Annotated in this window: 10 protein-coding genes and 1 tRNA gene; 5 read left to right on the plus strand and 6 right to left on the minus strand. The window is 34.9% G+C overall.

The window, feature by feature from the left end:
• The first annotated feature begins 99 nt into the window (after nt 1-99).
• Nucleotides 100-1,554: a phage tail-like protein gene (locus tag FVB9532_RS09725; protein WP_150545020.1), complete on the plus strand. Its 1,455-nt coding sequence runs from the start codon at nt 100-102 to the stop codon at nt 1,552-1,554.
• On the opposite strand, the gene FVB9532_RS09730 is transcribed toward FVB9532_RS09725, so the two are convergent.
• Both FVB9532_RS09730 and FVB9532_RS09735 read right to left on the minus strand, forming a co-directional pair.
• Nucleotides 1,555-2,178, minus strand: coding sequence for a polysaccharide deacetylase family protein (locus tag FVB9532_RS09730; protein WP_150545021.1), 624 nt, complete (start codon nt 2,176-2,178; stop codon nt 1,555-1,557). It lies immediately after the preceding gene.
• 2 nt (nt 2,179-2,180) lie between these two features.
• Nucleotides 2,181-5,504, minus strand: a complete 3,324-nt coding sequence (locus tag FVB9532_RS09735) for a glycosyltransferase family 117 protein (RefSeq protein WP_150545022.1) — start codon at nt 5,502-5,504, stop codon at nt 2,181-2,183.
• A gap of 157 nt (nt 5,505-5,661) precedes the next feature.
• On the opposite strand from FVB9532_RS09735, the gene FVB9532_RS09740 reads away from it, so the two are divergent.
• Nucleotides 5,662-5,734: transfer RNA gene (locus FVB9532_RS09740), tRNA-Gln, on the plus strand.
• A gap of 207 nt (nt 5,735-5,941) precedes the next feature.
• Here FVB9532_RS09740 and FVB9532_RS09745 read toward each other — a convergent pair.
• The 3 genes from FVB9532_RS09745 to FVB9532_RS09755 form a co-directional block, all read right to left on the minus strand.
• Entirely contained in the window at nt 5,942-6,268 is a 327-nt protein-coding gene (locus tag FVB9532_RS09745; protein ID WP_150545023.1) for a hypothetical protein, read from the minus strand.
• 105 nt (nt 6,269-6,373) lie between these two features.
• Nucleotides 6,374-7,006: a metallophosphoesterase family protein gene (locus FVB9532_RS09750; RefSeq protein ID WP_150545024.1), complete on the minus strand. Its 633-nt coding sequence runs from the start codon at nt 7,004-7,006 to the stop codon at nt 6,374-6,376.
• A 36-nt stretch (nt 7,007-7,042) separates the two neighbouring features.
• Nucleotides 7,043-7,255 carry a hypothetical protein gene (locus FVB9532_RS09755; protein WP_150545025.1) on the minus strand — a complete coding sequence of 71 codons (213 nt, stop codon included), beginning with the start codon at nt 7,253-7,255 and terminating at the stop codon, nt 7,043-7,045.
• 180 nt (nt 7,256-7,435) lie between these two features.
• On the opposite strand from FVB9532_RS09755, the gene FVB9532_RS09760 reads away from it, so the two are divergent.
• On the plus strand, nt 7,436-8,941 hold the full coding sequence (locus FVB9532_RS09760; protein WP_150545026.1) for a hypothetical protein: 1,506 nt from the start codon (nt 7,436-7,438) through the stop codon (nt 8,939-8,941).
• On the opposite strand, the gene FVB9532_RS09765 is transcribed toward FVB9532_RS09760, so the two are convergent.
• Complete coding sequence (locus FVB9532_RS09765) at nt 8,928-9,764, minus strand: universal stress protein (RefSeq protein ID WP_150545027.1); 837 nt, start codon at nt 9,762-9,764, stop codon at nt 8,928-8,930. The two genes, FVB9532_RS09760 and FVB9532_RS09765, sit on opposite strands and share 14 nt — an antisense overlap.
• Nucleotides 9,765-9,930: 166 nt before the next feature.
• Here FVB9532_RS09765 and rimP point away from each other — a divergent pair, with 166 nt between their 5' ends.
• Both rimP and nusA read left to right on the plus strand, forming a co-directional pair.
• On the plus strand, nt 9,931-10,392 hold the full coding sequence (gene rimP / locus FVB9532_RS09770) for a ribosome assembly cofactor RimP (RefSeq protein WP_150545028.1): 462 nt from the start codon (nt 9,931-9,933) through the stop codon (nt 10,390-10,392).
• Nucleotides 10,393-10,404: 12 nt separating this feature from the next.
• Entirely contained in the window at nt 10,405-11,640 is a 1,236-nt protein-coding gene (gene nusA / locus FVB9532_RS09775; RefSeq protein ID WP_150545029.1) for a transcription termination factor NusA, read from the plus strand.
• The last annotated feature ends 13 nt before the right edge of the window (nt 11,641-11,653 follow it).

An 11,653-nucleotide genomic window follows, 5' to 3' on the forward strand; every position in this document is an offset into this window, starting at 1 on the left:
AAAAAATAAAATACACTCATAATTATATAAATATTTACTATAAAAACCAATTATTCTTCAAGTGTGATTTGGAAGAATTGGTTGTAAATAGCTATAATTATGAAAAAGATATATTTTTTAATCTTGTTGATTTTTAATATCACTGTATGTAAATCACAAGTTGGTATTAATACGGCTACGCCAGATGCTTCTTCTGCCTTGGATATTGAAAGTACCGACGGCGGAATATTAATTCCTAGAATGACAACTTCCCAAAAAACAGCAATAGTAGATCCTGCAAATTCTTTAATGCTGTATGATACCGATTTAAAACAGTATCAATATAACGAAGGAACTACTTCTACCCCTAATTGGAGAGCCATTTTGAGTGATGCAGTAAAAAGAGATAATTATAAAGTAATAAAATCTACCGCCGATCTTCAGGATGAACTAGTAGCTGGGGGAGGTAGTTCTTACCTGCTTAGCTCTAATTTTTTTTATGAGGTTAGTGGAACGATAACCATTGATTATCCTATTGATATTAATGATGCTTACTTAGCAGGATTAGATGTTGGCGAAGATGTATTGGTGAATGCTACGGGCGGTACGCTTTTTCAAAGTACTTCCTCGGGGGGCAGCCTAAGAAACTTAACTTTAAACGGTAATAACAATCAGCTGTTTAACGTTAGTGGAGATGGTTCTCAGCAGTTTACTTTTCATACCTGTATTATGGCAGGGGCGAGTAGTGTTGGTTCATTTTCTAATTTAGGGTTAGTTTTTTTTGACCTCATAGATTTTGTAAATAATACCGATGGGATTCAAGCTTCAAATATAGGTGCCTACTTTTTTGAATTGGGGTATTGGGAGCAATCTAATGCTGGTACGTTTCAAGAACTTTCCGGTACGTTTAACGATATTCAGTTTGATAATGGTCGGATTATCGTAGATACAGGAGAAGTAGGCTTTGATTTAAGCGCGAATCCTACCGTTAACAGAGCAGCGGCTATAATGGATTTTGTTTTTGATGGAGCTGGAACAAGGATAAATCCTTACACTGCGGGAACTTATGCAGGCTTTAGTTTTACCAAAGAGTGGGCTGTAAATTGTGCCGGTATACCTTTAGAGTCTGATATCAATGCTACAGGAAATATCTATTATGATGGTGATTTAACCACTGGTTATGCAATAAGCGTTAGTGATAATAATGCATTTAGCATTGCTACCAATGGTTCTACAGCGGCACCAAATCTATTTCGGTTTTCTTCCCCGCAAACGGGAAGGTTGACTTATGAAGGAGAAAAAACCAGAAATTTTCAGGTGAATGCTTCAGTCTCTGAAAGGGTAATCAATGCATCGGGAAATTTTTATGCTTTTTTAATCGCTAAAAATGGTGTTGAGTTAGTAGAAAGTAATTCGGTACAAAGAATCATTAATGATAGTGATATCCAGTCCGTTTCAATAACAACAACGGTGAAATTGGATCCCGGAGATTATATTGAGATTTATGCTGAACGATTAAGTGGGGGTGGGACAGATACTTTAGTGATCTTCTCTACCAACCTTACCATTCATTAATCAAGGTAGCTTTTTAAAAACATACCCCAAATTCGAATAGTGTTTTAAAACCTTTGGTAAGATTTCCCGAAGGTTTTTTTCTGCCTTTAAACTATCGTGAAAAATAATAATGCTTCCGTTTTTAGCTTGGGATAAAACTGTTCGTAAGCAATGTTCAGGGGATAGGTTTTTATTGTAGTCTTCACTAATTATATCCCACATCACAATTTTGTAACCTTTTTTAAGTATTGCCTTTGCTTGAGCAGAAGTGCATTTACCATAAGGAGGCCGAAAATACGCTGTGGAGTGCCCTAACTTTTCAAATTGGGTCACATCTTGTAAATATTCATCTGTATTAACTTTCCAGCCATTGAGGTGGTCAAAAGTATGATTGCCTATTTGGTGTGCACCCTCTCTTATTTGTTGAAGAATACCTGGGTGTTTTTCAATATTCTTCCCCAAGCAAAAAAAAGTAGCCTGAGCCCTGTATTTTTTTAGCTGTTGAAGTACCCATGGCGTTACTTCTGGAATGGGGCCATCGTCAAAAGTAAGGTAAAATACCTTTTCTTTTTTTGAAGGCAAGCGCCATAGTCTTTTAGGGTAAACAGTTTTTAAAAAAGGAACAAGTGTATTGAACCACTTCACAACTAAGAGTTAGGTTTTAGTTGTGAAGTAGTATCAACATCTAATGTTCTGGGCTGCATAAGCTCATTTTCCAATCCGTCGATTTCTGAATTTTCGGTAGGCTCAGAATCTTCTTCGAAACCTTCATTTTCATCGTAGAAGTGCTTAAACTTCTTTAAATAATTATTGAATTCTTCAGCCTTTGTACGCATTAGCTTTTCGTCTTGTTGAAGTATCAAAATATCTACCAAGCTTCTGTAACGTTCTATATTAGTGATAATTTCATCACCTAATTGGTATTGGTCTTGTAATGGCAGCTGACTGAAATACGTTAGTTTTTCTTGATATTTTTCAGCTACTTTTTGCCAAAGTTCCCGAGCTTTTTCAGTTTCACCTATTTCATAATAACCTTGAATAAAGGGCTCTAATAGGGTGTAATACCCAAACTTGTCTACCGGCATTTTTTCCATTCCTAAGTCAAGTACTTTCTTGGCTTTAAGGGTGTCTTTTTCTGCTAAAAGATTTTCTACTAATCTTGCTAAGTTTCCACGATAGGTAATCGAATTTTTACGGGTTTCTGGGTCGTGGTAAATATCATCACTTCCAGAGTTGCCCCATTCCCAGTTCATCACAATATCGTACATTTTATCAGTATCGATCCTACCCATATCATACGGAGTCTTAGGATCTATTGGAGTTTTAATGGGGACTAGCTTATAGCAAACCCCTTCTAATTGTAAATAATCTTTCATCCATAAGTAATCGGAGTCGTTAAAACTTCCTCCTGTAAAATAAATAGGACGTTTCCAATCGGTATTCGCAACTACATCAAACATTAAAAGCCTGTTCTTGTAAATAGCGTTGCTTTTAATGTTAATGTCGATATAAGGCACAATTTTATCCCTGTCTTTTGCTTTCACAATCCCGCTTTCAATAGCATTAGTGGCATTTACCGGTAGTCTAATATGCTTCGTTGGGAAGGTATTGATCATTTGTCCGTTTTGCATTTCAGCTTTTGTACTTGGATTTTCACTTTTAATGTATTTAATCCAATTCTCAATTAACATCGTATCACGAACCCTAGGGTCTTTGTAATACCTGACATAATCATTGGTTCCATAGCTATAATCGCTATGCTCTAAAGTAGTTTTTACCGCTTTGCTTTTATAGGCGGCACGCTTCATTTGATCGATGTACCAATCAGTAGCAAATAAAGAAGTATTGATAACGCGTACATCGGTTCGATAACCTTCAATTTCTTGAGCATACCAAAGGGCAAACGTATCATTGTCCCCAATGGTAAAGAGGATCCCATTTTCATCGACCGAGTCGAGGTACATTTTGGCCATAGAGGTAGCGGTGTATTTACCGGAACGGTCATGATCGTCCCAGTTATTAGCCACTAAAATGCCGGGAACTGCCAATAAGCAAACAATTGTAATTGCCGGAGCCAGAATTTTTGGGGTGACGTATTTTTTGAGCGAATCGAAAAGCGCATAAACCCCAAAACCAATCCAAATAGCAAAAACGTAAAAAGAACCTACAAGTGCATAATCCCTTTCCCGGGGTTCAAAAGGGCGTTCGTTGAGGTAAATTTTTAAGGCAATTCCTGTAAAAAGGAAAAATACCAATAGTACCCAGAAACTTTTGTTGTCTTTATTTAAATGAAAGAAAAAGCCTATTAATCCTAAGATAAGAGGTAAGAAATAATAGGTGTTCCTAGCTTTATTGTTTTCTACATCACTCGGTAAATTATCTTGCGAACCAATGTGCCATTCATCTATAAAATCGATTCCGCTTAACCAATTGCCGTGTAATCTTCCGTATTGCCCTTGTTGATCATCTTGACGCCCAACAAAATTCCACATAAAATAGCGCCAATACATATAGCCTATTTGGTATTCAAATAAATACCTGAAGTTAGAAGAAGCAGAAGGTTTTTCAACTTTGATATAAGGGGCAAATTGCTGAAGGAAACTTGCGTAATCATCATTGGAGATTTTTCCCATATTGTAAGCCCTTCTAAATTCATTTACCGTTTGTACAAGTTGTTGTTCACTTTGGTATTCAGGTAAAATAGTAAAATTGATGGGGCCGGTAAATCGCATGTAATTAGCCACATGATCGGTACTCCACATTCTAGGCAAAAACGTTTTATGCTCTGCGCTCGAATTCTGCTTCGCATTTTTCCATTCGTTTACGATAACATATTTACCGGTTTTTTCATCTTCCTCATATTTTGGCTTATCGTCAATATAAGGTTCGTCAGGGTCTAAACCTCCATAGATATCGGTGAACTGTGGGCCGTAGAATAATTTTGTTTCCGGGTACTGTTCACGATTATAATAGGCTAATAATTCCCTTGCGTTATTGGGACTGTTTTCATTGATGGTGGTTCCTGCATTGGCACGTATGGGAAGCATAATCCAACTGGAGAAGCCTACAAAAATAAAAAGCACGCATAATAATAGGGTGTTTGCGTGAATGTAATTTTTCTTTCGCGTATAATTTAAACCAAAATAGAAAAGCGCGATTAAAGCTAAAGCAGCAATAATGGTCCCAGAATTAAATGGTAATCCTATAGAGTTGACAAAGAAAACTTCTGCCACCGCAAAGAAGCTTAAGCTATAGGGTAAAAGTAATTTAAAAATAAACATTAATATGGCCACTACAATAATATTGGCGATAATGAAATTTTTAACCGTAACCTTTTCTGTGTTTTTAAAGAAGTATAAGAACCCAATGGCGGGTATGGTAAGTAACGCCATGAAATGTACCCCAAATGAAAGCCCTATAATAAAGGAAATTAAAATAAGCCAACGGTTTCCGCGTGGTTTAAACATATCTCTTTCCCATAGTAAACCGGCGTAGAACAATACCGCCATTAAGAAACTTGCCATAGCGTAAACTTCAGCTTCTACTGCACTAAACCAAAAACTATCGGTAAATGCAAAAGCTAAAGAACCTACTAAAGCACTTCCTAGCACTGCAATTTTAGAAGACGTAGAAAGTGTTTCTTCTGGTCCGGCTATTTTTCTAACTAATAAAGTAATGGACCAAAACATGAATAGAATGGTGAACGCACTACTGAAAGCAGAAACCAAATTTACCATAAGCGCTACTTGATCTGCATCTGATGCGAAAGTAGAAAAGAAAGCTCCCATCATCTGGAAGAGTGGTGCTCCTGGGGGATGCCCTACTTGTAATTTAGAAGAAGTTGAAATATATTCTCCCGCATCCCAAAAACTTGCTGTAGGTTCTACGGTACACATATAAGTGATGAGGGCAATAGCAAATACCAACCATCCTAATATTTTGTTCCACTTTCGAAAGTCAAAATTTGTCATAAAGCGTCATTAAGGTCTTAATAATCTTGGGCGAATTTAAGAATAAATGCTGAATGTAGTAGAAACGTTTCTTGGCTAAAAATATTTTAAAAAATAAATTTAAAAATTATTTGGAAGATTGTAAGAATGTATTAAATTTGCATCCGCATTACGCAATTGGCCTATGGTGTAACTGGCAACACGTCTGGTTTTGGTCCAGAAGAGTCTAGGTTCGAGCCCTAGTAGGCCAACAAGAATGAAAACCCAACCTTTTTAAGGTTGGGTTTTTTTATTTTGAAAAGCACAAAGGGTTTTAGAGCGAAAAGTTCATGTGGGGAGACTAGTAGAGGTAAGCCCTGTAGGCGAGCAAAAAATAAACCCCAATCTTTTTAGGTTGGGGTTTTTTCTAAAATGAATTAGAAATTTATAGTTAGATATTTGTTGTTTTTATGAATGTTTTACGCCACGTCTACACTGGTATTGTAAAAAGTAAGCATGTTTTGGTAAAAACTTAAATTTCCAAGGTCGTCTTCTAAGCAAGATTTTAAAAACTCTTCAAAGTTATTGTATTGAACTACTACATGAGTATATTGGCCTTCTTTAACCATTAACTTTAAATGAACTTCTTTTTTTAGTAAATCATTAGTTGCTTGAAGGGCTCCGAAATGTTTTTTGATTAATGCTTGTTGAAACTTTTCGAACTTAGGATTTACTTGTTGGCAGCTAGAAGAAATAAGTTTGTTCATTTCTTGTAAGATAGCGTTGTTTTCATAAGTAGTTTTCATATCATGATTTTTTTACTACCATAAACTTAAAAGATATCTTCTTAAAAAAGTTTTAAGGAAATGTTGATTAGCATATAATTAACTATTATTTTAGAAATGTTTGGCTTAATCGGGAATTTCTACCTGTATGGGTAAATTGGTTAATTTCAGGTGATTGTAAAAGGAAGTGGCGTTGATGTAAGTAATGTCTTTCCGCATTACTTTTCCGTAATTGTCGTGAAGATGCCCAAAAATATGGATAGTTGGTTTCTTCTTACTTATTTCTTTTTTTAGTGCAGGGCAACCTACTTCTACTTCGTAATTGGTAATGTCTAAAATTCCTTTAGGAGGTGTATGGGTGATTAAAATATCAGTATCCTCAGGTATTTTTTTCCAATGCTCTTCAATTTCGATGGGTGATTTAGTGAAAGCCCAGTTTTGTTGAAAAGGAATATAAGGCGATCCCCAAAATTTGTATCCGTTGATGGAAATGCCAGAATCATTTAAATAGGTGACGTTAGCGGGAATCAATTTTTTTATTGCTTTTTCTGAAATGTTTTCCAAGAAAAAGTCGTGATTTCCTGCGATGCATATTTTATGTGTAAAGGGGAGTTGAGCGAACCATTTAAAAAAATCACGTAATTCCCGTTGTGTACCTCCTTCTGTAATGTCTCCTGCATGAACAATTACATCTCCTTGTTCGGGGATAATAAGTTTGTCATGGAGGTTGTGGGTATCAGAGATACATGTAATTTGCATGGGTTGGATTTTAAACAGAAAACGAAAGTACGTAAACTATTCTGTCTTTCTTTTAAGATTCTTTTCCCTTCTATCGTCGTCTGGAAGTAAATGGTTGGAAAGTTTCATCACCAAAGCACAAACAATTATGGCAGAAAGCAAGAAAAATAAAAATTTAGCCATTAAACTTTCGCTCATCGCAAGACTGTATATTCCCAAAGCAATTTCGGCAATAATGAAAAATAATAAGAAGGCGAATTTTGCAAACATTAGTTGATTATTGGTTTGTTGCAAATATAGTAGTTAGATGCCTTGAAATGTAGGAGTTGTAATTATTTAGCGCAAATTTAACTTGAACCGCATACTTACTAAATGTTTTTAAGTTAAAAACTCTTAAATAGAATTTTAGAATAAAAAAGAATGATAAATTAGGTAGCAAAATGATACTTAGTGAAGAAATTTTTAATTATTCTAACCTCTATAATAGCCATTATTGTCTTGGCATATTTTATACTTCAAAGCCTTGCTGAAAGTAAAATTGAAAGTTTTCTGCAGAAAGAAATAGAATTCAAAGAAGTAGATGTAAATTTATGGAAGGGAAGTGTAAAGGTTTTTCAGCCTAAATTCAATAGAGATGGAAAAAACATTCAAACTGAAAAAATTAGTGCTTCCGGTTTTAGTTACTACGATTATTTAGTGGATAAAAAGATAGTGGTAGATGAACTTATTATTCATCAACCCGTTATCGAAATTGTGTCTTCAAATTCATCAAAAGATTCTACTTCAACAAAAAAATCTAAATCATCAAAATTTAAGAAAGACGTAGTTGTAAAGAATGTGAAGTTAGAAGATGGAAAATTATCTTTTCAGCAGGACACTTTAAGAAAATTAAAAGTCGAAAATTTCTCTGTACAAATAGATTCTTTAGGTCTTAATGAAAACACCTTGAAGCAAAAAGTACCTTTTCAATATAAAAACTTTTTAGTGAGTCTTTCTCGGTTAGATTATACAGTTAATGAATTACAGGATATTGCAGTAGAACATTTGGAGTTGACTCCCTCTCAAGTTGAATTCACTCAAATTGATTTAAAACCCCGTTTTTCTAGACAAGATTATGTGGAAGTAATTCCATATGAAAAAGACCTGATGAATTTAAAGCTGAAGAAATTAAATATAGAAGATTACGATTTCGTACTCAACGATTCCGGAAACGAATTTGATGCAAAGAAAGTGGTTTTAGATTCTATATATTTTACTATTTATCGCGATAAAACTGTAAAAGATGATACCCGGAAAAAGAATCTCTACAGCAAAATGCTCCGGAATTTAAAATTGAAATTGTCTATTGATAGCGTAAAAATTAAACGCGCTTATATTGAGTATGAAGAATTAATTCAAAAATCAAGACCGCCAGGAAAGTTGTTCTTTGAAGATTTAAATGTAGATATAGCCCATGTCACTAATAAAAATCTAGGTAGAGAGGATTTTCCTGAAACCAAAATTTCAATTCAGTCTCAATTTATGGGTAAGTCTCCTATTCAAGTAGATTGGGGGTTTAAAGTGAATAACCCCAACGATGTTTTCACCATAAGCGGAAGTAGTCATAACATTCCGCAAGAATCTATTAATTCCTTTTTTGTGCCTGCTATGTCCATAAAAACACAGGGAGAAGTAAATGATCTCTATTTTAATTTTAGAGGGAACTCTGTACAGGCAAGTGGAGATTTAGGTATAGATTATGAAAATTTTAAAATAGAGGTGTTAAAGAAAGGGAGTTCAGAAAAAAAAGGTTTCATGAGTTTTCTTGCCAACCTCGCTGTAAAGAAAAATTCCAAAAAGAATGGCAGTACAGAAAAGCATGTAGATGCTGTTGAACGTGATCCTACCAAATCTTTTTGGAATTATTTCTGGGTATGCATCGAAGCTGGGCTTCGCAAATCGATTATTGTATTTTAAAAGTAATCACTGGGGTTTTAGCGTGATTAACCAAATCTTCGCTAATGCTTCCATTTAAAAAATGAGCCAAGCCTTTTCTTCCGTGAGTGCTAATTCCTATTAAATCAGCATTCATTTTAGCGCTGAATTTTAAAATTCCTTTTTCAATAGATTCGGCGTTATACACATTTAAGGTGTAATTTTTAAAATCGACACCTTCTAAAAACTTGTTCATTTTTTTCTCAAGCTGTTCGGTCGTTTTAAATTTATTGGCAGTATTAATGTAAACCAAATGTATTTTAGCGCCTATTTTTTCAGCAAATTTGGTAGCCTCTACAAAAGAGTTTTTAACGTTAGGAACAAAATCGCTCGCAAATACTAAGTCATTTGTATTTAAAATATCGGTTTTCTCTTTAATCACCAATACTGGGATATCAGAATTTCTTACCACCTTTTCAGTATTAGAGCCAATAAAAACTTCTTTCAGTCCACTTGCTCCGTGAGACCCCATTACAATTAAATCGCAATCATTTTTTTTGCCGACTTCTAGAATCCCGTTAAAAGTTTCTTTAAAAATAACGGTCTCGTATACCGGAATACCATTTAAGATTTCCTTTTGTTTTACCTTTTCAAACTTTTCATGAGCTTTTCTCATAAAAAATATGGCTTCAGGAACTTGGTTGCTCCCGGTAGAAGTTGGGTTTAAGTCTATGAGTTGTTCTGGAAGCTCCAGTAAATGTAAAAGGTAAATCTCGCTGTCATATTTTCGAGCTAACTGTGATGCGGCCTCTAACGCATAATCTGCTTGCTCAGAAAAATCTGTTGGGACAAGAATTTTTTTCATAATTAGATTAAAGTTTTTAGGATAATTATTTCTTAATAGTAAAGTTACTAATAAATTAGTTGGTAATCAGGTTTATTAAGTCAAAATTTTTACTATATTTGCAAGCGGAAGTTAAAAATGAATATTGAGGGGACAATCTAGTCCCCTCTTTTTATAAAAGTTTTTCATGCGGGAAGAAGTAGTAAAAAGACTCATTGAGGAAGCGCTGGAAGAAAACCCATCACTGTTTTTAATTGAATTTGAAATCAAGGGTGATAATCAAATTTTAGTTGTTATAGATGGCGATCAAGGCGTTTCAGTGAACGATTGTATAGCGGTTAGCAGAAAAATTGAACATAATTTAGATAGGGAAGAAGAAGATTTTTCCCTAGAAGTAACTTCAGCAGGGGCTACTTCCCCTTTACAGCTTGCGCGTCAATACCAAAAGAACTTGGGGAGAAAGCTGGAAGTGAAAACCGAAGAACAACAATTTGAAGGAAATTTAGAAGCTGTTACTGAAGAGGGGATTACCCTTACTTGGAAAGCAAGAGAGCCTAAACCGGTAGGGAAGGGCAAAGTGACTGTTAAGAAAGAAGCTGTGTTAACATACGCAGACATTGTAGAAGCAAAAGTGAAGATAACATTTTAATCTGTTTTTGATATGGAGAATATCGAGCTAATTAGTTCTTTTTCAGAATTTAAAGATGATAAGTTGATAGATCGTGTAACCTTAATGGCGATCTTAGAAGATGTGTTTAGAAATGCCTTGAAAAAGAAATTTGGAGAAGATGATAATTTTGATATAATTATAAACCCTGATAAAGGGGATTTAGAAATTTGGAGAAATAGGGTCGTAGTGGCAGATGGTGAAGTTGAAGACGATAACCAAGAAATATCACTCTCCGCAGCAAGAAAAATTGAACCTGACTTTGAGGTAGGGGAAGATGTTTCTGAGGAAGTAAAATTAATAGATTTAGGGAGAAGGGCAATTTTAGCGTTAAGACAAAACTTAATCTCTAAAATTCATGAACACGATAATACCAATATCTACAAACAGTTTAAGGATTTAGAAGGAGAGATTTACAGTGCTGAGGTTCACCATATTCGTCATCGTGCCATCATTTTACTAGATGATGAAGGTAACGAATTGGTCATGCCAAAAGACCGACAAATTCCTTCAGATTTCTTTAGAAAAGGAGAGAATGTAAGAGGTGTAATAGAAAGTGTAGAGTTAAAAGGTAACAAACCGGTAATTATCCTTTCTAGAACAGCGCCTGTGTTCTTGGAAAAATTATTTGAACAAGAAATCCCAGAAGTTTTTGATGGGTTGATTACGGTTAAGAAAGTAGTAAGGATACCAGGTGAAAAAGCAAAAGTAGCTGTAGATTCTTACGATGATAGAATTGATCCTGTAGGAGCTTGTGTGGGAATGAAAGGTTCTCGAATTCACGGAATTGTTCGTGAGTTAGGGAATGAAAATATTGACGTTATTAATTATACCACCAATAGTCAATTGTTAATAACTAGGGCTTTAAGTCCTGCGAAAGTAATGTCTGTGAAAATTGACGACGAAACTAAAAGGGCAGAAGTTATGTTGAAGCCTGAAGAGGTTTCAAAAGCAATTGGTCGTGGAGGTCACAATATTAGGTTGGCAGGTCTTCTTACCGGCTATGAAATTGATGTTTATAGAGACGGTGAAGCGGAAGAAGATGTAGAACTTAGGGAATTTAGTGACGAGATTGAAGATTGGGTAATTAAAGAATTTTCACGTGTAGGTTTAGATACCGCAAAAAGCATCATTGAAAAAGATGTAAGTGACTTGGTGAAAATGACAGATTTGGAAGAAGAAACTATTCAAAATGTAATCCAAATCTTAAAAGAAGAATTTGAAGACTAAGGTTAATTATTTA

It is taken from the genome of Mesonia oceanica, assembly GCF_902499555.1.
GTDB classification, from domain to species: domain Bacteria; phylum Bacteroidota; class Bacteroidia; order Flavobacteriales; family Flavobacteriaceae; genus Mesonia; species Mesonia oceanica.